General features: G+C 53.9%; 20 protein-coding genes. 17 read left to right on the plus strand and 3 right to left on the minus strand.

The window, feature by feature from the left end; all coding sequences use genetic code 11:
• Window positions 1-799: 799 nt before the first annotated feature.
• From Poly41_RS29400 to Poly41_RS29460, 12 genes are all read left to right on the plus strand, one after another.
• Window positions 800-1,867: a DHH family phosphoesterase gene (locus tag Poly41_RS29400; RefSeq protein ID WP_146530950.1), complete on the plus strand. Its 1,068-nt coding sequence runs from the start codon at window positions 800-802 to the stop codon at window positions 1,865-1,867.
• Window positions 1,868-1,991: 124 nt separating this feature from the next.
• Entirely contained in the window at window positions 1,992-2,777 is a 786-nt protein-coding gene (locus Poly41_RS29405) for an N-formylglutamate amidohydrolase (RefSeq protein ID WP_146530951.1), read from the plus strand.
• 303 nt (window positions 2,778-3,080) lie between these two features.
• Window positions 3,081-4,820 carry a flavohemoglobin expression-modulating QEGLA motif protein gene (locus Poly41_RS29410; RefSeq protein ID WP_146530952.1) on the plus strand — a complete coding sequence of 580 codons (1,740 nt, stop codon included), beginning with the start codon at window positions 3,081-3,083 and terminating at the stop codon, window positions 4,818-4,820.
• 139 nt (window positions 4,821-4,959) lie between these two features.
• Window positions 4,960-6,003 (plus strand): glutathione synthetase, encoded by a 1,044-nt coding sequence (locus Poly41_RS29415; protein ID WP_146530953.1) that lies wholly within the window; start codon window positions 4,960-4,962, stop codon window positions 6,001-6,003.
• Between the two features lie 49 nt (window positions 6,004-6,052).
• Window positions 6,053-7,975 (plus strand): flavohemoglobin expression-modulating QEGLA motif protein, encoded by a 1,923-nt coding sequence (locus tag Poly41_RS29420; protein WP_146530954.1) that lies wholly within the window; start codon window positions 6,053-6,055, stop codon window positions 7,973-7,975.
• Window positions 7,972-9,015 carry a glutathione synthetase gene (locus Poly41_RS29425; protein WP_146530955.1) on the plus strand — a complete coding sequence of 348 codons (1,044 nt, stop codon included), beginning with the start codon at window positions 7,972-7,974 and terminating at the stop codon, window positions 9,013-9,015. Before Poly41_RS29420 ends, Poly41_RS29425 begins: the two co-directional genes overlap by 4 nt.
• A gap of 278 nt (window positions 9,016-9,293) precedes the next feature.
• A complete protein-coding gene (locus Poly41_RS29430) occupies window positions 9,294-9,743 on the plus strand; it encodes an AAA family ATPase (protein WP_197231797.1) in 450 nt (149 codons plus the stop codon).
• 268 nt (window positions 9,744-10,011) lie between these two features.
• Window positions 10,012-11,412 carry a sialidase family protein gene (locus Poly41_RS29435; protein ID WP_197231799.1) on the plus strand — a complete coding sequence of 467 codons (1,401 nt, stop codon included), beginning with the start codon at window positions 10,012-10,014 and terminating at the stop codon, window positions 11,410-11,412.
• Window positions 11,413-12,245: 833 nt separating this feature from the next.
• The gene (locus Poly41_RS29440) at window positions 12,246-13,715 is read left to right on the plus strand and encodes a pectate lyase (protein ID WP_197231800.1); all 1,470 of its coding nucleotides are present in this window, start codon (window positions 12,246-12,248) and stop codon (window positions 13,713-13,715) included.
• A gap of 196 nt (window positions 13,716-13,911) precedes the next feature.
• Window positions 13,912-14,520, plus strand: coding sequence for an FAD-dependent oxidoreductase (locus Poly41_RS35210; protein ID WP_231616048.1), 609 nt, complete (start codon window positions 13,912-13,914; stop codon window positions 14,518-14,520).
• 167 nt (window positions 14,521-14,687) lie between these two features.
• Window positions 14,688-16,262, plus strand: coding sequence for a glycoside hydrolase family 5 protein (locus tag Poly41_RS29455; protein ID WP_146530958.1), 1,575 nt, complete (start codon window positions 14,688-14,690; stop codon window positions 16,260-16,262).
• Window positions 16,259-17,296 carry a nucleoside hydrolase gene (locus Poly41_RS29460; protein ID WP_197231802.1) on the plus strand — a complete coding sequence of 346 codons (1,038 nt, stop codon included), beginning with the start codon at window positions 16,259-16,261 and terminating at the stop codon, window positions 17,294-17,296. Before Poly41_RS29455 ends, Poly41_RS29460 begins: the two co-directional genes overlap by 4 nt.
• 295 nt (window positions 17,297-17,591) lie before the next feature.
• On the opposite strand, the gene Poly41_RS29465 is transcribed toward Poly41_RS29460, so the two are convergent.
• The 3 genes from Poly41_RS29465 to Poly41_RS29475 form a co-directional block, all read right to left on the minus strand.
• Complete coding sequence (locus Poly41_RS29465; protein ID WP_146530960.1) at window positions 17,592-20,153, minus strand: hypothetical protein; 2,562 nt, start codon at window positions 20,151-20,153, stop codon at window positions 17,592-17,594.
• 301 nt (window positions 20,154-20,454) lie between these two features.
• Window positions 20,455-20,700, minus strand: a complete 246-nt coding sequence (locus Poly41_RS29470) for a transposase (protein ID WP_146530961.1) — start codon at window positions 20,698-20,700, stop codon at window positions 20,455-20,457.
• Window positions 20,697-20,939, minus strand: a complete 243-nt coding sequence (locus tag Poly41_RS29475) for a transposase (protein WP_146530962.1) — start codon at window positions 20,937-20,939, stop codon at window positions 20,697-20,699. The genes Poly41_RS29470 and Poly41_RS29475 overlap by 4 nt, the downstream gene beginning before the upstream one ends.
• Before the next feature lie 417 nt (window positions 20,940-21,356).
• Here Poly41_RS29475 and Poly41_RS29480 point away from each other — a divergent pair, with 417 nt between their 5' ends.
• From Poly41_RS29480 to Poly41_RS29500, 5 genes are all read left to right on the plus strand, one after another.
• Entirely contained in the window at window positions 21,357-21,710 is a 354-nt protein-coding gene (locus tag Poly41_RS29480) for a hypothetical protein (protein WP_146530963.1), read from the plus strand.
• A gap of 36 nt (window positions 21,711-21,746) precedes the next feature.
• Complete coding sequence (locus Poly41_RS29485; RefSeq protein WP_146530964.1) at window positions 21,747-22,868, plus strand: type III polyketide synthase; 1,122 nt, start codon at window positions 21,747-21,749, stop codon at window positions 22,866-22,868.
• A gap of 37 nt (window positions 22,869-22,905) precedes the next feature.
• The gene (locus Poly41_RS29490) at window positions 22,906-23,622 is read left to right on the plus strand and encodes a methyltransferase domain-containing protein (RefSeq protein ID WP_146530965.1); all 717 of its coding nucleotides are present in this window, start codon (window positions 22,906-22,908) and stop codon (window positions 23,620-23,622) included.
• A gap of 42 nt (window positions 23,623-23,664) precedes the next feature.
• Window positions 23,665-24,777 carry an NAD(P)/FAD-dependent oxidoreductase gene (locus Poly41_RS29495; RefSeq protein WP_231616054.1) on the plus strand — a complete coding sequence of 371 codons (1,113 nt, stop codon included), beginning with the start codon at window positions 23,665-23,667 and terminating at the stop codon, window positions 24,775-24,777.
• 111 nt (window positions 24,778-24,888) lie between these two features.
• Window positions 24,889-25,392, plus strand: coding sequence for a hypothetical protein (locus Poly41_RS29500; RefSeq protein WP_146530967.1), 504 nt, complete (start codon window positions 24,889-24,891; stop codon window positions 25,390-25,392).
• The last annotated feature ends 132 nt before the right edge of the window (window positions 25,393-25,524 follow it).

Here is a 25,524-nt window from a genome sequence, read left to right on the forward strand (position 1 = left end):
CTCGATCCGTCTGAGGCTAACCTACGGACTCCAAATTGGTCCTCTGGACGTTGTGATCGCATCTTCCATTGGCACCATTTCGGAGTCACAAGGACAGGGCTGCACAGAAGGGCAACATTGAGAAGGTTGCGTACCAAAGTGACACATGCCCCAGTTGTCACATTTCCATTGCTCCATGCCGCGAATGGTGCCGCAGCCGGTTGCGGAAAGCAGCAAGAGGGACGCAAGGGTGTACTTCAATTGCTGCATTATTCTTCTCTCGTGGATGGTTGTGCTCATGCTCTGGTTAACGATGCGTTTCGGTTTCGCAATTGCAAGGTTTGCAACCACAAATCGATGATCGAGCGGGTCGATTGGGTCCGATCGTGAGCATTTTTTCGCCTAGGCGTTCCAAACAAAAATGATTCAAGAAGCCGATCGTCTTGGTAGTTTGACTCATTTGGCTCCGCAGCTCTGCGGGCAGCAACGTTTGAAAGCGATCGCTCTGGGATCTCCTCTTCGGGCTCGATGCAAAGCGTTGGTGATGGGTAACCGATTCCTGGCAGAACGTGATGGCTCAACTTGTTACGGAAGTCCTGGTTCGTCATCATCCGCCCCGGCCCAGCTCGGTTCGAAGGAGTCGCCGCTGCCTTGTAACAAGCTCGCTCGCTTGCCCAATCCGAAGAATTTCTTGCAAATACCTGCTTTTCTGGACGTGGGAATCCAGCGATCATGACACGAAACACGGCCGCAAGTATAGGATGGAAGGAGCGCTCTGATTGAATCCGGCTCATCCTTTTTTGCTTGAAAATCTATTCCGATGGGATCCACTCCGTCACCGGCGAGTTCCGTTTCGACAAAGCTGCTTGAGTTGTTGAGGGATTACCAGCGAGTCGTGGTGGTGATGCACGATAATCCAGATCCAGATGCCATCGCGTCCGGGTGGGCAGTCAAGGTGTTGATTGATGAGAGGCTCCGCAAGCCAACTCGGGTCGTTGGCGGCGGTGCGATTGTGCGAGCGGAAAACCGATACATGGTTGAACTGCTGGAACCTCCCATCGAGTTGGTTGATGATATTGAGTTCGATGAGCATACGGCGACAGTCCTGGTGGATTGTGGTGTCGGGGCCAACAATCACATCTTGACGCGGCGAAAAATCGATCCGGTTGCGATTATCGACCACCACATGACGATTGACAGTCCGGTTCGCCCTCGGTTTGTCGACATTCGTGTTGATGTAGCCGCGTCCGCGACAATCACGGCTAGCTATCTGCGTGAACAGAACATTGATCCAGGCCCCAAGTTGGCAACCGCCATCCTCTATGCGGTTCGTACCGAAACGACCGCCTACGAATCACATTATTCGTCTCTCGACCGGTCCATTCTGCCGTGGTTGATGGAATTCGGTGACGCGGAGTTGCTAGCCGAGATCCAAAACGCTCCTTTGAGGCCGAGCTACTATGGCGATTTGCTAATGGCCTTGCAGAATACATTCCTCTACGACGACGTCGCGGTCTGTTTCTTGCCACGAGCCGACGGAGCTGAAATTGTGGGGGAAGTCGCTGACCTCTTGGTCCGCGGCGATACGATTCACCGAGTGCTATGTGGTGCGGTCATCAATGGTGAACTGCTGGTCTCGGCGCGAACGCAGCATGCGTCGGATAACGCAGCGGATCTTATTCAGGGAACGCTCGACGGGCTCGGTGGTGCTGGCGGGCACGCGCACCGCGCAGGCGGGAAAATCTCCGGCATTGCAAGTGGGACCAAAGCAATCGAAACGCTTTGTGATGAATTACGAGGGCGATGGCTGGACGCATGCAAGGTGCCGCGAAAGCGGGGCACCCGATTGATCGCGAAACGCGAAATCGTACAGAATCTCGTTCGGTAGTGGACGCTTTTGTCCTGGTACGTGAATGGCAACACGTTGCCTGAGGTAGAATCATCGCGGGCAAGGCTGGAATTGGAATCGATGGATTCGCTCTTGTCCGAGGAAAAATATTTGGGGATTGTCGATGTTGGACCAGATCTGGAGTGCTCAAGTTAACGACAGCCCGTTGATCGCAACCGCGATCCATGACGGGCACTCGATTCGCCCCGACGCGATGGAGCACATCGCGTTGGATGAGCTAGGGCGTTTGCGGGAAGAGGACCCCCATACGGGTTGTTGGGCGCAGGTTGCTCCGACTCGCGTGATTGGGGTGCGGTCACGTTTCCAGGTCGACCTAAATCGGCCCCGTGACAAGGCGGTTTATCGAACGCCCGCGGACGCATGGGGGTTGAGCGTTTGGAAGGGCAATCCACCTGAAGCGATCTTTGATCAGTCATTGGCTGAGTACGACGCTTTTTATGATGCCATGCAAAAATTGCTTTCCCAAATGGTGCAGCAGCATGGCAGGTTCGTCGTCTTTGATCTGCATACTTACAATCATCGTCGAGGGGGTCCCGACGGTCCGTTGGCCGATCCCGAAGGCAATCCGCAGGTCAACATTGGCACCGGCACGATGAATCGCCAACTCGCCGCCCCAGTGGTCGATGCCTTCATCGACAGCCTGCGTGCGTTTGATTTCCCAGGCGGCAAACTGGACGTTCGAGAAAACGTGAAGTTTCAGGGCGGCAACTGGCCTCGTTGGATTCACGAGAATTTCCCGGAGTCGGGGATCGCAATTGCAATCGAGTTTAAGAAGTTCTTCATGGACGAATGGTCTGGGACGCCCGACCTCGATGCCGTCGAGGCGATCGGGGCCGCACTGAGGTCTACCGTACCAGCCGTATTGGATGCCTTGAAGAGTGATCGGTAGCACTCGAATACGATGGACCTCCTTTTTGACCAATCTACTTATCGAGCCAGTTGATCTTTTTTGTATTCAGTGTCACATTGAAGACGTCAATCCGAGACTAATCGCAGGAAGAACACAATCGCAAAGTCAGACAGAAAACAGTGGCCCGGCTCGCTCGTTCAAGCTGTTGGTTTGCGATTGGGGCGAGACAAACGCGTGCGGCGATCGCTGCCATGTGGTGGGCGGCTGCACATCGACAGACAAGTTCCGTTTTTGTGCGTTTATCGTCAACCACCAGATCACGACGATGCCGGAACGGAGCAGTTGGTTAAGAGTGAAGCCTCCTACCTCGTCGCGCCTGGCGCTGCTGAGTATCACGAGGGGGTTTCGAAGCTGGTCGACCAGATCGCCCAGACCCTGTCCCATGAATTTGGTGCGTTTCTGATCGTCGAAGTCTGGAGTGCGCCCGAAGGGGGCCAAGCAAACGACCCCTCGGTCCCGACGGTTTTGCCCACGTTCACCATCCGCGCGCCGAAGACGGCAAAGATGACCCGGACGGCGGAAGCGCTGGCGAAGCGGTTAAGGAAGATCAAGGTTTTGAAGCACGGCGTTGAAGTTGAATTGGTGCGGGGCGGAAACGCAGGGCCGCCGATGCTGCCGCGGTTGATCGCTCCTGCTCGCGCGAGCGAGTTGAATTGTTGGTTCCTCGGAATTGCGGTTCCGCCCGTTTTTCGCAAGGCGAACACGGGCGATCAATTCCCGCTTGTGATTCGATCGCTGCGTCGCAGCTTGAGTCTTGCCATGCGGCAGGCCTATTTCGAGTTTGCCAGAGCACGGACAACCCATAGTCCCCCTCACTATCACACGTTGGGACGCAAAGCGGTCGTTAGAGCGGTTTGGGATGTTGACCGCCAGCTTGCCGACGTGAGTAACCAATTCGACTATCTACTGCAACTCACGCCCGTCAATGCGAATTCAGCGTGGAAAGAGTTCGAAGAGGGCGGTTTCAAGCAACCACCAGAGTTTCACTATCGACCGCTTCCGATTGATCCGACCGTGCTGAAAAGCCAGCTCTTCAAAATTCCGATCGAGCGTGTTGAGGATCCTGCTCTACAGCGGCTGTTTCAAGAAAAACAAGAAGAGTTAGAGCTCAAGCTAACGATGCTTCGTGATCGGGATACCCCTCGCTTTTTGTACGAAAGCTTGACGCTATTCGGCAGTGTCCGAGATGGCGTGTTGACTCTGGCCGAAGAGCTACTCCGCAAATTGCCGTCAAATCCTCCGAGCGGTGACCTGCTATTTGATGCGGCGGAGTTTTCAACGCAAGTCCAGGCAGAGATCGACCATTACCGAGAGATCAGTCCTGTCTTTAAGGCAAAGGTGCAAGTCAGTGACGACGTCAGTGGACTGATCGTTTCACGTGGGAAGCTGATGATCAACTCCGATTTGAAGCTTTCACGGTCTCGCGTCGACGCATTGTTAGCACATGAAGTCGGTACCCATTTGGTGACCTATTTCAATGGTCGTCATCAACCCTTCCAACAACTCTACTCGGGGCTTGCCGGCTACGAAGAACTGCAGGAGGGCTTAGCGGTCTTGTCAGAGTACTTGGTTGGCGGTTTGAGCACTTCGCGTTTGCGTCAGTTGGCTGCTCGAGTCGTTGCGGTTCGAATGATGAGTAACGGCGCGTCGTTTGTCGATACGTTTCAAACGTTGCACAATGACTGCAAGTTTACACCGCGCAGCTCCTACAACATCGCCATGCGGGTCTTTCGGGGCGGAGGATTGACGAAAGACGCTGTCTACCTGCGCGGGTTAGTTGCTATCTTGCAGTACGTTAGTAAAGGTGGTGATTTGGCCCCCTTGTTGGTTGGCAAGATGGCCGTCAAACATATTCCGATTATCAAAGAGCTTCAGTACCGCGATGTTCTTAAACCGGTTCCCATCACGCCGCGATACATGACGAATCCCGATTCCGTTGACCGACTCGAACGACTTCGTGGCGGAACGGGTTCCGTTTTTGACCTCGTTGCCGAAAACGCAACGAGGCAAAACGACGCATGAGAAGGAGAAGCACCAACGACGGCATTCTCCATTCCCTCATGCGTCGAGCCGGCAATACCGCAGATGGTTTGCAGTGGGTTTGTGTTCAAGCAAATTCAGGACTCGACTTTTCACCGCACATAAAGACAAAGGAAATTCCATGAAAATCGGATTTATCGTAAACGAAGTGATGTCAGAGGAAGCCGGGTACACGACGACCCGACTCGGTTGGGAAGCGGTCAACCAAGGGCACGAGGTCTTTGTGATCGGGGTCGGAGATCTGGCTTATGACCCTGATGAATCCATCCGTGCTCGCGCTCGAAGTGTTCCCCCGGGCAAGTACAAATCGCATGAGACCTACTTGAAGGATTTGCAGGGGGCAAAGTCGGTCAAGTCGCGTATCACGGTCGACGAGCTCGATATCTTGATGTTGCGCAACGTGCCATCGGATGACTATCTTAAACGCCCTTGGGCAGCGACCGCAGCAGCGGAGTTTGGGCGGCTTGCGATGCGACATGGCGTGATTGTCGTCAACGACCCGAATGGCTTAGCAAAAGCCAACACGAAGATGTATTTTCAGCTCTTTCCTGAAGAAGTGCGTCCTCGCACCTTGATCACTCGTGACCGCGACGACATCAAGGCGTTTGCCAAAGACGAAGGTCAATGTGTCCTCAAGCCGCTTCAAGGATCGGGTGGGGCAAGTGTCTTCTTGGTTCAAAAAAGTGACATTCCGAACTTGAATCAAATGATCGACGCGGTCAGTCGCGACGGGTTTGTGATCTGTCAGGAATACTTACCCGCGGCAGAAAAGGGGGACACACGATTGTTTGTCATGAACGGGCGACCGTTTCAGGTCAAAGGCAAATACGCCGCTTTTCGTCGTGTGCGTTCTGGTGGTGACATGCGAAGCAACATTCACGCGGGTGGGAAATTGGCGGCTGCTGAGATCGGTGAGATCGCGCTGCGGATTGCTGAAATTGTACGGCCCAAACTGGTCCAAGATGGCATGTTTTTAGTCGGCCTGGATGTCGTTGGCGACAAACTGATGGAAATCAATGTGTTCAGCCCCGGAGGACTGGGGAGCGCGCAGAAGTTTACGAAAATCAACTTCAATAAGTATGTCATTGGTGCGCTCGAACGAAAAGTTCACTACATGCAATACTATGGTCGTAACTTTGACAATGTGGACATGTGCACGCTTTAGGCATCTTTCCCGGCAATCAGGTTGGACTTCGAACGTGTGAGCAGCAAAGATGAACAGCGAGGATGGAAGGATCACGTCCCAGGTCATTGAGGATGTCTGCGCGCGTTTGCGAGAGAACAAACGGATTCAACAACCCTTGCCAGGGGGCGGAATGCTCCAGATGGATCGGTTGTTGCCCTTCCTCTGTGTTTACCGGCGAAACCCGACTCGACGTGACGAGGGCACTTCCAAGCTCGTGATGTCCGAAGCGTCCTACCTCTGCGCACCTGGCAATGCAGTGCAGCGCAGCGGACTGCGCGAATTGATCCGTGAAATCGCCAAAACGGCAATCGACCGACTCGGTTCGTTTCTGATCATGGAAATCTGGTCGGGCGAAGATCGCGTGGAGACGGACGAGGTGACAGGCGAGCTTTGCTTGCCGCGAGCGATGTTTCAAATCCTGGCGAGAAGACCGTACCGTCCGCAAGGAACGGTGGCGACATTAGAGTTTGCATTGCAGCGGGTCCGGGTCCACCGCCGAGCCGCAAAGGTGGAGATCAAGATGGTTGCCGAGAACCATCCAAACGGAATGAAGGAGTTGATGTCTGAGGCGGTTGAAACACAGATCGGCTGTCACGTCATGGGCTTGGAAGTACGCCCCGTGTACCGGGACCCAGAGACGGGCGAGCTCTATGACCGCATCTCGCGGTCGTTCGGTCGGCAAGTCTCACATGCACTGAAGAAGTCGTTCTTTGTGTTCGCGTTGACGAGAACCGAAATGCGTCCGGAGCACTACCATGCCCTGGGTACGAGTCGATTGTCGATGCAGATCTTGACGATTGATCGGAAATTGGCCGAACTGAGTCGCGAATTTAAGTTTCTGCTGTTGGTGACACCCATCAACGCCGAGCGATCATGGAACAGCTTTGTCGAAAGTGGTTACCACAAGCCGCCTAGCTTTGAGTATCGCCCGCTCGATCAAGACCCGCTGTTGCTAAAACGTCGGTTGATGAACATTCATGCCGAACGTGTGGATAACCCGACATTGGCTCACGTGTTTCGGCAGACGCAGCTTGAATTGGATCGGCAAATTACGATGCTGGCCGATATTGACACCGATCGCTTTTTGCCGGGAAGTCTTCAGGTGTTCGACCGCGTTGCCCCCAAGCTCAGAGACCTCGCGCGGGACATTCTGAGTAATCTAGCCGACCTTGAACCGGTTGGCGAAGTTGAAATGATGGACGCCAATCAGTTTGCTGAGTTTGCGGACAAGGAGATTCAGTACTATCGCGATCAATCGCCACTTTTCGCTGCAAACGTAACGATTCGGGATGACATTTTTTCTGGTTTGTTGGTTGCTGGCGGCGACCTGCTGATTGGAAGGCAAACCCGGATCGCCAAGAGTCGTGCCGAGGCACTGTTGCAACACGAAGTGGGAACCCATTTGGTGACCTATTTCAACGGTTCGGCGCAACCGTTGCGATTGCTGCAAGTTGGGCTGGCAGGCTATGATGCATTGCAGGAAGGGCTTGCCGTTTTTGCGGAGTACTTGGTAGGCGGGTTAAGTGCCGGGCGCATGCGGACATTGGCGGCTCGTGTGATTGCAGCAGACCAACTGGTTCAAGGGTTATCGTTCCTAGAGGTGTTCTCTCAGTTGGTGGAAGCGTTTGGGTTTGAGCCCCGCACGGCGTACACGATCACGTTGCGAGTTTTTCGTGGGGGCGGCCTGACGAAGGATGCACTGTATCTGCAAGGTCTTGTGAAGATTCTTGACTACCTTGGCTCAGGCGGTGACCTGGAACCGTTGATGGTTGGTAAGATGGCGGTCCAGCACGTTCCCATCATTCGTGAGCTTTTGCTGTGCGGCGTGCTTCGCACTCCTCCGTTGCGACCAAAGTATCTGGACACACCGGCGGCACGCGATCGACTTGCGAAGATCAACCCCGATACAACCGTCCTCGATTTGATCAGTAAAACTCGGAGGGAATTATGAGAATTGGATTCATCGTCAACGATGTGAAAACCGAAGAGGGGAAGTTTACGACCAGCCGTCTGGGGCATGCTGCCATCAACCGAGGTCACGAAGTCTGGGTGATGGGGGTCGGCGATTTGGCTTACGATCCCGACGGAATGATCCGCGCCCGGGCCAAGTCGGTACCCAAGCCAAAGTATGGGACGCCGGAAAGCTACACGGCGGATTTACAGGGAAAGAACGCCGTCCATCGTCGGATTGCCGTCGATGAGTTGGACGCATTGATGCTGCGGAATCTTCCCTCCGATGACTATTTAAAGCGACCCTGGGCAGCGACCGTGGCGGCCGAGTTCGCTCGGATCGCCATGCGAAATGGCGTTGTCGTGCTGAGCGATCCGAATGGCTTGGCGATCGCGTCGAGCAAAATGTACTTTCAGCTGTTTCCCGAGGAGGTTCGCCCCAAAACCTTGATCACGCGCGACCGTGAAGAGATCAAGCATTTCGCCAACCAAGAAGGCAAGATCGTGATCAAGCCGCTTCATGGTTCGGGAGGGGCCAGCGTGTTCTTAGTTCGTCAGGAAGATATCCCGAATTTGAACCAAATGATCGACGCCGTCAGTCGAGATGGTTTCGTGATCGCCCAAGAGTATTTGCCTGCAGCCGAACAGGGGGACATGCGTTTGTTCGTGATGAACGGTCGACCGCTTCGAGTGAAGGGGAGATATGCGGCTTTCCGAAGAGAACGCAGTGGCGGTGACATGCGAAGCAATATCCATGCGGGCGGCATGAAAGCGGCAGCGGAAATCGACCATACGGTTCTTCAGATCGCAGAGATCGTCCGCCCTAAACTGGTTCAGGACGGCATGTTTTTGGTTGGACTCGACATCGTGGGTGACAAGTTGATGGAGATCAATGTGTTCAGTCCAGGCGGCTTGGGGAGCGCCCAGCAATTCGAAAAGGTCAATTTCTCGGCACATGTGATCGAAGCGATTGAGCGCAAGGTGCAATACATGCACTTTTACGGTCGCAACTTCGACAATGTCGATATATGCACGCTCTAGATAGACAGCGCCACTTTGTGAGCGGCAAGGCGCGAGCCTCCGGTTATGCCCATGAAATACCGGCGGCTAGAGTCAGAAACCTATAGTTCCATCCTGTTTATGAGCCGACGGCTCATCTCCCCGTCGCGCTGGACCCTTGTGTTTCGAAGGCGACACATGCACGCCTGTTTTGATCCTGAGATAGCCGTCGCGCATCTCTGATTCTGACATGATCTGATTGACTCGTTCTAAGTGTTTTTGCTTCGTCAGCCACGGCCATTTGCTCTTGCTGGGAACCCTTGGCAGCCTTGATTTGGTCTCGGCATGTGCGGCATCGTTTGGCTGTTTTGTACAGCGATCCGTTCAGCTATTCTCTCGAACTCGGGCTACCACAACCTTCGCAATCCATGTTCGATGGCGACCCCGAAGTCAAACGCGAATGCTTGTGGCGTGGTACAGCAATGGATGCGAAGTCACTCTGTGCCGATCGTCGGCTATCGACGCTACGGTGTCGAAGCGAGAAGGGTAAATGGCAAGATATTGACTTGCCGATCACCACCTATGCCAGCATGTTATCGGAATACGCAGATCCGTTCGCTGCACCGGAGTTGATCGTGATGCGAAACATCCTTCGGTCCTGGCGTTTTTATGACACGTTTCGGACGGACGCGGACGCCCCCGCGCGGCGAACGTCCACGGGCACGCGCACTCACGCCTCATCACTCTTGCTGCCGAGCGGAGCCAAGTGATCGTGGTAAGCCATAGCCAGCCCCTCGTCGAGCAACTTGAATCGGACGAGATTTGCGTCCCCATCCGACTCGAAAAGCGACTCGGTGAAACGATCCTGCAAGACGCAAACCTCCTCAGCCAATGTGGTTGGAATTGGCCGGCGCGATAAGCGGGGCGTCCGGTCCACCCACACGGTTCATTCGTTGCCCGAACCCTAATGATTCTGTGCAGCGTGGTAGCAAACAAGGTAAGATCGTCAGGAATCAATACAAAGGAAAGAGAATGACCATGCCAATCCAAGTTCCGTTTGTTCGCCAACCGGCCGCATCCTTGATGGCTTGCGGTTTCGTCACCGGCCTGCTGTCGAGTTTCGCTTCGGCTCTCCATGCCCAAACGGTTGACCCAGAGACAGTATTGGGCGACACCACCTTACCTTTTGCCGAACAGGTGTCGCAAAACTTTCCCTACGGAATTACCGGGAAGACGCCACCGTCGCTGATCAAAGTCAATTTCGAAGGACAACCACCCTACCACAAGCACCGCATCAATCTGAGGATCTTTCAAGGCTGCCCGCAGGTAGAAATTTCCGAGGGGGGAAGGCTTTGGGCAACATGGTTTGGCTCCAATGTCCAAGCCGAACGCGCGCCGTACCACAACGACCAATTCTCGGTCATCTCGACCTCCGCAGACGGAGGCAAGACTTGGAAAGAAGTCTTTGTCTTCGACCCCAGCGAGCTGCTCGGCGGGGGAGCATCGGACCCGATGCTGTGGAAAGATCCCAACGGCAGTATCCGCTTCATCGGCCTTAGGAACATCGATTTCAAAGGCCAGGACGCATTCGCCTCGTCTGCCTGGGAATTCACCATGCTCGACCCGGAAAGCGAATACACCGCTTGGACCGAGCCGCGACTGCTTGGAAACAAAAACATCTCCGTTATGAAGCCGCTCATTTTTCCTGACGGCACCGTTATGCGCTCGATGGACGACTTCAAACTTGTCGGCAAGCCCGACAAGGTGAGGATTCGCTTTTTGAAAGAAGACGTCGATGGCAAGCCGATCTTTGTTTCCGAATTCCCCGTCGATAATGACGCGTCGTTTGCGGAGCAAATGCCCATCATCCGAAAAGACGGCAGCCTCTTCACTTTCTACCGCGCCAAGAAAGGACAGAAATTTGCCGAGTCCTTTGACGGCGGTAAGACTTGGAAGCTGGGCGGCTACTATCCGATGCAGTTCTCGATCAACACAAAGTGCATCCTCAAAACACTCCCTTCGGGAAGAGTGTTGCTAGTGGCAAATGACGTCCAAGTGAAAGCGGAAAAGGGCAAGAACAAATACTACTATACCGACGACAACGGTAAAGAATGCGATCTTGAAGAACCTAAGACCGCGCGCACCCGCATGACCGCCTACCTAAGTGACGACGACGGCAAATCCTTTACACATCGACTACTTTTATGCGACGAAGGTCAAATCAGCTATCCTTCGGCGGCTCTCAGCAAAGACGGTTCCATCTACATTGTCTACGACCAGGGGCGTGGCGTGATCGGCCAGCACACCATCTTTTTGTCAAAGATTACTGAACAGGACATCCTTGCCGGCAAACTCGTCCTAGGCGAAAGCTTCTTGAACAACATCGTCAGCCGCCCGAGCGACCAAGGGGGCGGACGCCGTGAAGGCGACAAGATCTAACGGTCGCTAAGAAGATAAACACATTATTGCATCTCTTATAGCGGCAGTGAGGTGAAGTCTGGGCTAAGCCATGAAAATCACAGCCTAGTGCGTTGTCCAGATTAAAAATGGCTCATCCGACCGAAGCGCGCGGAACCCAGACTCAAGGTTTTTTGGAGGTATGGCTCCGGTGTCCAATGATCTCTTAGAAAAGAGTCCCCGACGGTCGGTCGTCCGCAGGGAACCGGTAGCACCCTTGGCGCACCGTCGACCGGGATATCCCTTGTCAAGTTGCAACTCTGCAGAGCTCGACTCCGTTTCTACCGGCAACTGCACGATAACAAGTGAAAATAGCTCCTGCCAGCAATGATGGGACACCGGAGAGATGCCTCGAAAACCTCCTGCGCGCGCTTCCGCCGGATGAGCCTTAAAAATTAGGGTGAGACCGGACGGCTCGCGCCGTTCCGCTACAGGTTTTAGCGGCAGGGCGTGAGCCCTCCGGTCCCTCGAACCCCAAACTACCGCTGCAGTTTCCTTTCCCGCATTCGACGCCTCACTGCTCGATCCCACGACCTTTGCGGAACGCGTCGGCAGCATGCCTGAGTCTCTGATCCAGGGTGACAGCGAAAACGCCAAGCTCGGGCCCAAGGGGGTCGTGTGGTGTAAGCAGGCCAAGCCGCACTGGAAAGGCATCAATAGCAAATGATCGTTCTCCTTTACGGAGAGTTCTACCAATACGGAGAGTTCTACCAAACCCAAGATAACCCCAGATGGACCATCGAATTTGCCCCGCGGAAGAGTCAAGATTAAGATACCGTCACTCCGCGGACCAACTATTAACCACGAGCTTCCCGATGCACACACGCTTCGCTCTGATTGCACTTTCCTTTGTCTGTCTAGTAGACAGTACGCCCAACGCGACGGCACTTGATGCGTCATCGGACCAATCCAATCCGCTGTCATTGGTCCAGGCAGAGCGGTCGCTACAAAAAGCGGTCACCTTTTTGCGTGGAAAGCTATCCACGGATGGTGGCTATGTTTGGCTATACAGCGATGATCTCTCGCGACGTGAAGGAGAAGGCAAAGTTGGTTCCACCACGGTCTGGGTCCAACCGCCTGGGACGCCAGCGGTCGGAGAAGCACTGTTGTTGGCGTACGAGCGGACTAGGCAGTCGTACCTGGCTGATGCAGTCAAGGAGACCGCGATGTGCCTCGTTCGTGGTCAATTACATTCCGGTGGCTGGGACTACCGAATCGAGTTTGCCCCAAAAGAACGATCGCGTTATGCCTACCGTGTCGACGGTCCGGCAGACAAGAAACGCAACGTAACAACGCTTGATGACAATACCTCCCAAGCCGCAATTCGTTTTCTGATGCGTGCCGATGCAACGTTTCAATTCAAGAATGAATCGATCCATGAAGCCGCCGCTTACGCCCTCTCGCATCTGGTTGATGCACAGTATCCCAACGGAGCTTGGCCACAACGATTCGATCGACCGCCTGAGGCTGCCGAGTATCCAGTGTTGAAAGCAAGCTATCCCGAATCGTGGTCGCGAGAATTCCCGAAATCCGACTACAAGGAGTACTATACCTATAACGACAACACGATCGTTGACACGATTGAGTTGATGTTTGAGGCGGCGGAAATCTACGACGAGCATCGCTATTTTGAGTCCGCTGTGCGTGCGGGCCGATTCATTTTGTTATCGCAAATGCCCGACCCGCAACCAGCATGGGCGCAACAGTACAACGCAAAGATGCAACCGGCGTGGGCTCGCAAATTCGAACCGCCCGCGATTACCGGCGGCGAGTCGCAGAAGGTTCTGCAAGCGTTGCTGGAAATTTATCGCCATACAGGTGACAAAACGTTTCTGGACCCCATTCCGCAGGCAATCGCCTATTTAAAAAGATCTCAACTGGCGGACGGACGACTTGCACGCTTTTATGAGCTAAGGACAAACAATCCACTGTTCTTTACCATGGATTACCAATTGACCTATGGCAGCGACGACATGCCGACGCACTATGCATTCATCGTGGGATCAAATCTTGAGCGAATCGAGAAACAGTATCAAAGAACAATTGGTGAGCCCTGGAAACCCATCCAGAGGAAATTATCACAACCGTTTCGCATGACACCTACGTTGACATCCGATGCGGAACAAGTCGTCCAGCGGCTGGATCTGCGAGGTGCATGGAGCGAAACCGCACGGTTAAAGTATCACGGCGAAGACGATCCGACGAGAAATGTCCTCTCGATGCGAACCCTTGCAAAAAACATCGAGGTATTGAGTCGCTATATTGCGGCAGCGAAAGCAGAATGACGTTGCGAGTGGACCGTCAAGGTTAAAGCTGCGAGTTGGGAGGTAGTGGACTTCGCCAGAAGTCCCTCAGAACATTTGAGTTACGGATTTCTGGCGAAATCCACTACCCTAAAATTTGATGATCACGGTCCAGCTAGGCTCCTTATGAAATCACTGCGAAATGTCAAATAACCGGGAGAAGATGACAGTGAGGGGAATGTCGGTTTTATCCATGACTTTGTTGGTCGCTGTCGCCTGTAATGCTGAGACGGTGAAGGCTAAGCCAAATGTTTTGCTCATCACTGTCGATGACTTGAGAACGGAACTGAATTGCTACGGTGCTGAGCGAGCGATCACGCCGAACATTGACGCTCTCGCCACGCGAGCCGTCACGTTCCTAAACGCATATCAATCGTGGGACGAACTGTCATGGATACCTGAGCCGGAACGATGCTATCCCGACGATGCACCCAAAGCGCTTGCTGTTCAAAAAATCCGACCCGCAAAGGTCGATACGCCCAATGACAAAGCCTCGTATGACGTCGTGGTCTATGGCGGTACGCCAGGAGGAATTGCGGCAGCGATCGCGGCAAAGCGTGAAGGTGCGTCCGTTGTTCTGCTGGATCAAACCAGACACGTTGGCGGCATGAGTACCAGCGGTCTGAATCGTGATGAAGGCTTGCGAACAAAGTCAGAATGGAAGTGGCTCTTTGATGTGATTGACGATGATGCGAACGGGCAGATCGATCGCATCGAGTATGTTGACTTCCAGACCTATAAAGAACAGCATCCCAATTGGCGAGAAACGCTTAAGCCTGAAAGATGATGGCCACGCCTTGCCTACGCCCCCCGACGGGTCGATGGCAGAACTACCCTACCCTTCGCCAACAATCTGATAAACTATTTGGTAGCGACTCGCGGTTTGCCACTCGTGTGGTCGTCGGCTGACGTCGGTCACCCCAACCTCCCTACCTGCCTTCCCCACCCGCCGCCATGAAACCCACCGCATTGCGATTCGCACTCGTATTCATCCAGCTCGCTGTCGGTTTGCTATGTAATGCGTCGGAGCTGTTTGTGGCTGCATTCGAGGATTCGTCTTCGCTGAGTGATTGGTCCAAGTCCGGCGCTGAGTCAGACTCTTTTGCAATTTCATCCGGTGCACTTAGGATCACGCAACCGAATCCGGGTGGCACTGCCGTGTGTCGCCAAGAAATTCCAATCGACGGACCGGTCCCCGAGCTTGTGACGCTTTCGGCGAAGATCAAAGCCGAGAATGTTAGCGAAAAGCCAAACCATCACAACGGCGTCAAAGTCATGCTCGTTGTGGAAACGGATCGAGGCATCGAGTACCCGCAACTAAGCTTGCCCGACAAAAGTTTTGACTGGTCTACTGCAAAACGATCGATCCGCCTTCCGCGTGACACTCGCAAATTGACGCTCAGCTTAGGCCTGGAAAAATGCACTGGGACTGTTTGGTTCGATAAAGTTCGGATCGATTTGGGTAGAATGCAATCAAAGGCGAAGCAGCTGGGAACTCCCTTCCGTGGGCATAACCTTCCGCGGCTTCGCGGCGTCATGCATGGGCCAGATTTTGATGAAAAGAGCTTTGAAGATCTCGCAGCGTGGGGTGCAAACCAAATTCGTTGGCAGCTGAACTGGACTCCGATGAAACCGGCGGAACAATGGGCAAAGGACCTGGATGCCTATGACGATTGGCTCGATAGCATTCTCGATGACACCGACAAAGCGGTCGATGCATGCGAGAAATATCGCATCGCTATGCTGTTGGATCTTCACTGCCCGCCGGGTGGCCGCGGCGAAGGAGGGGTTTGCCGAATGTTTCAGGAAAAGCAGTATCAAGATAAGTTTCTTGACATTTGGCGTAAATTGGCAACGCGTTACAAAGGTCGCGACATCATCTATGCGTACGACTTGATCAATGAACCGGTCGAGCCTGGCTTGCTACCCGACGGGCTGCTCGATTGGAGAGAGCTGGCGACGGAGGCGACCAAGGCGATTCGCCAGATTGATCCAGGGAAACCGGTCGTCTTCGAACCAGGACCTTGGGGAAGCTGTAATGGCTTTGATGAGATGGTGCCGTTGGATGTCAATCGTGTTATCTACAGTTTCCACATGTACCAGCCTCACTCATTCACGCATCAGTTCCAACAGAAAGATCGATATCCAAACGGCCTTGTCTATCCAGGCAAAGTCGATGGTGTTTACTGGGACAGGGCGAAGTTGCTCGAGTCGATGAAGCCCGCACTAGATTTTGAGCGTGACTTCAATGTTCCTATCTACGTAGGCGAATTCAGTGCGATCCGTTGGGCCCCAGATGAGTCGGCATACCGTTACCTCATAGATCTGATTGAGCTATTCGAACAGCAAAGATGGGATTGGTCCTATCATGCATTCCGCGAGTTTCACGGATGGAGCGTCGAGCATTCAACGAACGAACGCGAGAAAACGCCAACAGTAACACCTACCAAGCGAGAACAGCTTCTGCGAAAATGGTTCGCGTTGTCGGAGCAATTCAAACGCGCGTCCGGGTCTGGGAGACAGGAGTGAACACTTACTTGAAGGCAAGAGCTGTGACGAAGTCTCTATTGCATCTAGCTGGCCCGGGCATCGTGACGCTCGCGGTGATGACGATCAACTTACAATCGTCGTTCGGCCAGAAGTCTGACTCGGCCGAAACTGGCTCCAACCCCTCGGAGACACGGGGGGTTCCGCAAGTTCCCGCTGCTGGTGAACGATTGCCGCTACTGATCGACAGCGACGTCGCGAATGAAATCGATGACCTTTACGCCATCACGCTCGCACTCGCCGCGAACGATCGATTTGAATTGAAGGGAATGGTGGCCACCCATTTCGCCCAGTGGGCCGGGCCCGACAGTACGGATCAATCGTACGAGCTGTTGCAGCAACTATTGGAAGTATCGGGTAACCAAGATCAATTTCCAGTGGCGCGTGGCGGCGATCCAATGCAGTACACGGGCGTTCCCACCTCCAGCCAAGGTGCGGATTTGATCATCAAACTCGCTCGGCAAGCATCGCCGCAAGAACCGCTGTGGGTCGTGGTGCTGGGTGCGGCCACCAATACCGCCAGTGCGATCCTTCAGGCACCGAGTATCAAACCCAACATTCGCGTTATCTTTCATGCTCGGTGCGCCCAATACTGGCCCCAACGCACGGTTCAATTCAACGTGGTTGGCGATGTCATTGCCGTCCAAACCCTGCTAAGTAGCCGTGTGCCATTGGTTTGGTTCGACACCGGAACCGAATTGACGATTCCCTACGACGAAACCAAATCGAGACTTGCCCCGATGGGAGCCACCGGAAAATTCCTGCATGAATTTCGAGATCAAAAGCCAGAGTTTGCCAAAGCGACAAAAGGTTTTTTTGATATGGGCGATATCGCTTGGTTGATGGACCCATCGCTGTGCAAAATGGAGACCGTTCCAGCGCCGTTGTTGCGACGCAACCTTGGATTCGACAAGGATCGGACGTACGGGAACATGTTGCGAGTCAGCGAAATTGATGTCTCCCGCACCTGGCAACTCTTCTTTGAGACTCTCGATCAATCGACGAAGATTCAATAGCACTACCTCAAAGCGACAATGCCCAGGCCAGCCACGGGGTGGGGAAAGCCTGAAGCAATCATTGACCCGAAAGCGATCGAGTCAAGGCGGTTGACCCCCACCGTTCCGCAGGTGGGCCGTCCCAAAATCGGAGCCCATCATAACGGCTTGTTTCTGAGCGTTTTGTCCAAAAAATCTCTTGAAGGCGATCTCCATTCCAAAGACTGGTACTTCACCGGTTTGGATCCAATCGGCTCGCAAATCCAAAAGCTGGTTGTCGCCGAGACAGCTAGCAGTCCAGCTAGGTAGCCCATGACTAATTAAGCTGCAAAAACAATGCATCCCGTTCGCCCAAAGTGACGCGACCGGCGACCGGTTGACCGTTGTTGGTCTCTTTATCCTGGTTCGCGCTGCCTTGTAGGCGTCGGTAGCTTTTATCGGGGCTGATCGCGTCTAAGTCAAAGGTGTACGGATTGCGTGAGGGGTTCGCCAGCACGATGCCATGCTCAAAGATGCGGTAGATGACGTCGGGACGTGCGTGAGCCGTTATCGATTCAATCCATACCGGCTCGCTGCTTTCTACCGTGAACGAAAGATCGACTTCGGCCGAGCGAATATCACGAAAATAGAATCCGGATTCGAAGGTTTTTTCGTTCACCCAAGTCATAGCCTGGGCGAACGGGGTCACGTTGTTCCTATGTGTGTTTTCCTTAACAATTCGAACGCCACCCCAGTACGCTTGGTCGGTCGTTGTATTGTCCTTCGGCCCACAATCGGCAACGAATTTGAAGCGAACGCGTTTCCCGCCCAACGATTGAAGCGACACGGATTGCGGTAACCATTGGTGCGTGTTGGTTGTCGCTTCAAAAAGGGGCACATATTCACCCAATCCACTCGGCTGGACCTCGGCGGCAAAGACTTGAAACATGACACCATCGGAACGCTGCGGGCTCAATTCGCCCATGCCGATCGAAAAATGCAATTCGCTATGGGGCGGAATGGTCGCTTCCTGTGTCCAATACGTGTATCCCTTGGCACCGCGGTAGGGCGGATGGGTAAACACAGCCGGCATCGATTGGCCGTCTAGTTCAGCCTTGCGAAGGCTCACGCCGGCACCGGTTTGCCGATCAAGCGGCTGCTCTTGCAACTCCGATCGTATCTTCATGCCTGTTTCAATTGGCTCTTTTGCCAACAGATCCATCATGCCGCCCGATACACCGACCTGGGCAAAGCGGGCCATTTCTGACGGATAGTCGTTCATCGAAGCCGCTTTCATTTTGACTGAAACGAACAAATCGCTTCCGCTGGTTGGAACATTGCCAACGTGAAACTCGATGTCGGCCTCATTCGCCTTTGCGGCGGTGACTTGAACGCCATCGCGGGTGGCTTTCGTTTCAACAGAGCCTTGGATGCGTTGGGCCAGACTCTGACCCGTCCCCGAGCCTGAGAGTAAGTCTTCATGTCTGGTCGCGACGCGAACGGCGGGCGCCAGCGGGCGACCTAGCCAGGCCAATTTGTTCTCGTTGCCGCAGCAAAGCTCATCCCAAATGCCCATTTTCCCATCGGGATCTTTTTTCGGCGCGTAGGAATAACAGATGGCGGCATCGAAAAACTGAGCCGCTGCGAACGCCAGTCGATGCCTTGAGAACGGCACCTGAGGATGTTCGGTCACACCAGGTTGCCCCGGAACGCTCTGGACCCATTTGTGGTTGATGTAGTTGAAGACGGGGGGGCGAGCGTTGTCACGCCAGAAAAAGTGGCGATTCAGACCGCCGGACCAATCATCGAATTCCCAGTCTCGAAGATCTGGCCAGCCTTCGCTTTCAATCCCGTTGAAGATCTGCCAAGCTCGTTGGCTCGCCGAACCACTGGGACCAAGCGCGCCGTCAGCCTGCAGAATCACATTGTCTCCAAGTCGTTCTCGCAGCTGACGTGCAAACTCTACCACACCAATTCCATATTGATTGATGCCGTCGATGATGGCGTCGTCGGCTACTGTGTCGCCATCGGTATCACCGTGCGTGCGGTTAAACAACACGTCAAACTCCAGTCCGTCGAATGCGGCCAACTTACCGCCTGGCCCGAACCACCGAGCCAAATCATCCACAATGCGATCTGCACACGTCTTCCCCTCGGCATCTCGGGGGCAATGCGTTGCATAGTTGTAGTACCACATCAAATGATTGTTCTTGCCCCAGGGTCCTTCGCTGGTATGAGCAGCAGCGCGAGCCGACTTGGCCGAAAACGCCAAGGGCTTGGTCCCGTAACACGCCCGGCGCACTCGAATCGCATTTGCTTTTGTGTCGATGTCGATTAGTTGAACCTGTTCACACTGGTTCCAATCATGTTTTCCATCCGCGGTGATACCAAACAGTGCGATATCGTCATTGCTGTTCTGGTACCGACCCGTATTGATTTTGAACCGTGAGGCATCAGCGACATGAATCACCGACTCGCCCGATTCCGCTGGCACATCGCCGAGAACCAAAGTCGCTTCGTCATAAACCCAATGGCCGGGAAAAAAATTCTCGGTTTCATACAACGGATCGCGGGCGTTGCCGTTGAAATGCAACAGAACCGCTTGGCCGGGGTGTTCGCGTTTGAAGCGGGTAAAGAACTCCGGGTTACGAGCTTCGCGGCCAAGGCATTCTTCGTCTAAACACTTACCGATGATTCCCTGCAGTCGGTTGAACACCCCTTCCCATGATTCGTAGGACGGGTAGAGGTGTGTGCTGTGAGCACCTTCGCTGCCGCGAAAAAAGAACGCCCGTGGGTACTGGTCGCTGACGATGTCCAGCGATTCCGGATCACGCGCAAACGCGGGTGTGATTGAGGAAACGAAAAGCAGTAGAAGTACCAGGTCGCGTAAGGTGTGCATGGGAAGTCTTGTGGTGGGAACCAAACAAAGATAATTAGTCGCGATACGTTTTGATGAAGTCATGAATGTTTCGGCCAGTGCATTGTCCCAGCTAAGAATTGGGATGCAAGTCGTAGGGCAAGTCGTTCAGTTAATAAGTCGTGGTATTACGAGGAGTTACGTTGCTGTCACCTCCCCGCTTCGGAGGTCGTCCGGTATTTAAGTTGTGACTAACACAGTGTCGAGGTATCCAACCACCCCTGCCCGCGCAGCGGGAGGGGTAAATCTTGTAAGTCTTTTTCAATCAATAACTTAAGCTTCCTTAGAAGAATCTGTGGGTGAATTTTGGCTCAGGCAGCGCGCCAAGGTTGTGATAGAGCGCTGCTTCGTAAGCTTCTTGGGTGCGAAAACCGTAGGATTTTCTGGTAATCCGTTTTAGCTTGTTGTTAAAGCCTTCTACAACGCCGGATGACAACGTTCCTCCGGCTCGAAACCAGTTCAGCAGCAATTCGCGTTTCTTGCGGAGCGGCGTTGCTAAATCCTTCATCGGATCGATTTTGCTTCTCATCGCGCGAGTACACCAAGCATCAAGAAACTTACCTGCCGATGCATGACGTGAAAACGGTCCAGGATATGAATCGCGTGAGGCACCTTCTTGGCAATCACCTTCACATCACAGGTTGCACAGTTCACTCGACGCATCGTTAATTCAATGCTCAGAGTCGAATCATTTTCAGCGAATTGAACATGATCGACGACAAAAGGCTTGTAGTTCGTTACGCGATTGAAGATAGTCTTTAGTTGCATCGAGTTGGCACTTGGTTACTGGAAGGTTTAGTCACCAATACCAATAATCACTTTGCCAGCCCGATGCATTTCCTTTCTTGAAAAATGGTTCGATTGAGCCCCTTCCGCCTCGCCGTCGCTTCGGCCCGCACCCTGCAATGGGTCGAAGCAATGGGTCGAAGCGACGGCGTGACGGTAGGGGCGGCCCCATTCTGAGGAGCCCCGAGCGAGTGTTTGAGCATCTGCAAAGGCACTCCAAATCACCGATCCCGAGTGCCAAATTCGCGGCAAGTTTCAAATAGAGGTGTGACAGACCGCGGTGGTCTTGTTGACGGTTGTCCCCGGGGTTGTTGTCGATGATTCCCATCGTATTTTCCCGCTCTGACACGATGCGGACCGCTTGGCTGGATCGGACACCCGATTGATATTGGATCGATCATGACCGCCAGTGTGGCGATGGGGGTCGCCATTGACGATACGCTACACTTCCTCACGTTCCTTCATCGCAGGCTTGATGCTGGGCTCAGCCGAGGCGAGTCGGTTTTACGGGCTCATGGGCATTGTGGTCGTGCAATGGCCCAGACAACGTTGGTTTGTGGTGCAGGTTTGGCGCTCTTCGCGTTTTGCGCTTTTGTTCCGATGGCGAGGTTCGCTTGGATGATGGTCGTGCTGCTTGCTGCGGCACTTGTAGGCGACTTGGTTCGGTTGCCTGCGATCTTGCTAGGGCCGCTCGGCAAGTATTTTGATCCGAGAGATCCGTCCCATACCTATTCGAACAACCACTTCTCGTAACAACCGGTACGACAAACAACCGGCACGACAAAAAGCATGAGTTTCTATTATAACGGCTTCGGCACTCAGACGCCGAAAGTGTCGATCAGCCAAACAGACTCTGCGACGCTCGCAGCTGAATTCTGCAGTCCGACGGAAGCCCAATCGCGTCTGTTGCCGATTTTGTACCGCCGCACAACGGTCCAGCGGCGGCACAGTGTGCTCCTCGAGCCCAGCGGAAGTCATAACGGGGGGGCTGCGGATCCGATCAATCAAACCTTTTACACCCTTGCCCATGATCGTCACGATCGCGGGCCTACAACGGCCACTCGGATGCAGGCCTACGAGCGTTACGTATCAGAGTTGGGTGTGTCGGCGTCACGAAAAGCGATCGTGGCGAGCGGCATGGAACTCGATTCGATCACTCATCTCATTACGGTTTCCTGCACAGGTTTTTCGGCTCCAGGCCTTGACATTGCATTGGTTCGAGAGCTAGGCCTCTCGCCCGATATCGCTCGCACCCATATTGGCTTCATGGGATGTCACGGTGCGATGAATGCGATTCGTGTTGCAAACGCCTTTGTCGAAGCCGATCCGAACCATCGCGTGCTCTCGTGCGCAGTCGAACTTTGTAGTTTGCATCATCAGTACGGCTGGCATCCAGAACGGATTGTCTCGAACGCACTGTTCGCCGACGGTGCTGCTGCATTTGTTGCGTCAAAAAACCGGCAACCTGACTCGACGCCACAACTCGAACATGTCGCGTCGGGTTCGTTCGTGGTCCCTGGAACGGAGTCGATGATGAGTTGGCGAATTTCGGATCACGGCTACGAGATGACGTTGTCACCGAGAGTCCCCGAGATCATTCGAGAATCATTACCTGATTGGCTTTCACCGTGGCTTGAAAAACAGGGCTACGGCTTGAGTGATATTGGTGGCTGGGCAGTGCATCCGGGCGGGCCTCGAATACTCGATGCGACCGCAGCTGCATTGCAGCTCAAACAGGAGGACCTGAGTGCATCGCGTGATGTTCTGAAACAATACGGCAATATGTCCTCGCCGACCGTTTTGTTTGTGCTCAAGCAATTGCAGCGGAAACAGATTGCTGGCCCGTATGTGATGTTAGGATACGGTCCGGGGTTGACGATTGAAGCCGCATTGTTGCGATCTAGCGATTAGCTTAGACCAACCAACGCAGACCAAGAATTAACTGATAATGATGTCAAGCACTTTCCCCAGGAATCGCCAGCCTGAATTGATGGATCAAGATGACCTGCCCCAGGCGAGTCATCAGCATGCACTCAATGGGCTTGCGCGTTTGAATGGCTTATCTGGAATTGCTGGCGTGATCTATCGGCGAATTCGGCAGTTGGCCATCGAAAACAAACAAACGACACTTCGTGTTTTGGATATTGCGTCAGGCTCCGCGGATTTGCCAATCGCATGGGCCTTGCGGGCAAAGAAGGATGGACTTCGGCTCGATCTATCGACACTCGAAATCAGCAGCGTCGCGATCGAGGAGCAGTTGAAGCGAGCGAAAAGGGCTGGCGTGACGATCTCGCCGATCCAACAAGATTGTCTAAGCGAAGCGTTGCCGACCGATTTTGAGGTGATCACGAATTCGCTATTTCTGCATCATTTAGACGATCCTAACGCAATTCAATTGGTTCGGGCGATGCATGCAGCGGCCAAAGAACGGGTGATGATCTGCGATCTTGAGCGTACGCGACTGAATCTCGCACTGGTCAGCGTTGGCGCCAGGCTTGTGACTCGATCGAAAGTCGTTCACACCGATTCGGCATTGAGTGTTCAGGGCGCCTACACGATCAACGAGTTCCATGCGATTGTGGAACAGGCCGTCGGCTTTCGCATCAAGGTTGCGAGAGTTTTTCCTTGTCGATTCCTTGCGATGTTGCCTGCTGCACAGGAGTGAATGTCAACCGTGTCCCCATTTGGATTGGATCAAGGTCCAGTGATGATCACGAAAGCGACCCCATCAAATTGTCGATTCCGCGTTCTCGTGATTGGTGGGGGCATAGCAGGTTCCACCTGTGCACTGCGATTAGCGCACCACGGTATTCACGTGGAATTGGTAGAACGTTTAGCGTTCCCTCGCAGCAAAGCGTGCGGTTGTTGCTTGGGTGCTGCAGGATTGCGGCTACTCGACCGACTTTCGCTCGCCGACGCGGTGCGTGATTTGGGGACGCCGACAAACCGATGGGTTGCTTCCTTGGGCACTCGACGCGTTGAAATTCCGATCCCAGCGGGACTGGCCATCTCGCGAGAAGCCCTCGACCCGCTGTTGCTCAATGCGGCCCAAAACGCGGGTGCAATCGTGATGACGGAAACGAGTGGAACGGTGCGACAAGTCGAATCAGACGGAGTGGACGTTGAGTTAAGGGGAAGGGCGAGTGTGTCGCAGCGGCGATTTGACATCGTTGTCGTCGCGGCAGGATTGTCGGCTGGTGGATTGAGCAAGGTTCTCCCCTGGTCCGAACAACCCCATGGCCCGTTTGGCGTATCCTGCACGATTGAGGATCCGACGTTACAACCCAATACGATCTACATGGCATGTGATGACGATGGTTATGTCGGAATGGTCCGGCTTGCTGATGGTCGTGTCGACGTTGCAGCCGCGCTTCGCAGCGGTTCTCAGGCAAACCTCTTAGGCAATCCGCTGATTCGAATGCAGCAAATTCTTTCACGCAGCTGTTTCGATCTGCCAACGTGGAAGGACCCGTCGGTCGTTTCCACCACGCCGCCACTGCGGCGAACACGACAGTTCGGAAACGGCCCTGTGTTGGCGATCGGCGATGCAGCCGTCTATGTCGAGCCGTTTACCGGCGAAGGGATGACGTGGGCGCTGGCTGGTGGAATTGCGGCGGCCGATTTGATTTCCGTTTCTGGCGATTCGGCTTTAATCGGTCAAGCATGGCAGCGGCAGCTCACCAACCAGCTTCGCACCAAACTACGACTCTGCCGCACGGTCACCACCGCCTGTCGTTCCCAAGCCGTCCGCCGAACCTTTGGCGAGTTGCTAACCCATTTCCCAAGTCTCGCACAACCATTGGTCAATCGCTTGAGCTAATTCAAAGACGAATCTTGATGGATTCTCCATTGCCTAATCTGCCGCGGAGCCTACAATGTTTGCAGGTGCATTATTTGTATCTCCAGAACAACCTTTTTCGACAGGCATGCGATGGCGGGGACGATTTCAAGGACCGAGTTTCTGAGCGATTCGCAAGGGAAAACGTTTTCGGACGTGGTCAACGATCCCAAACAGCCTTTCGACGTGGTCCTCCATTTCTTTAGTGACGCGGATCGACAGCGACGAATGGAGGAAGCGGAATTGCATCACGACCGTGCACCTTTGGCAGGTGTGGTTCGTGAATTGGAAGCCCAACCAGAGATTAATCAGTTTCTCGGGCGAGCAGAAACACGTCGCAACAATCGCTTTCGCCAAGCCGTTGGTGTGTTGGTGCGGATCGTCATGGAGAGCCGAGGTTGGCAGAAGACTGGTCGAAAAGGATCACTCGGCGTACGTGCCCCACGATCGTCGAAAGTGGTGTCTCACAATTCGGGCGGCCTTTCGCTTTGGTTTGTTCGAGCTGAACGATATGAGCTGAACGCCGGGATGCCGTATCGATCGGTTCGAGAGCGATGTGCAGAAATTGGTTCCCGCAAACGGAGTCAAAACGCGTGACAAGGCGGTTACAAGAAACCGGCTCGTTCATTCGATAACAGGCTATCACGACTTGTTTCAGAAAGTTCTCGCAGCATGCTGTCACATGATGCGATCAAGAACAAAATGTTGTCAGACTCAAAAGCTGACTTT

Origin of the sequence: Novipirellula artificiosorum (assembly GCF_007860135.1) — a bacterium.
Lineage (GTDB): Bacteria > Planctomycetota > Planctomycetia > Pirellulales > Pirellulaceae > Novipirellula_A > Novipirellula_A artificiosorum.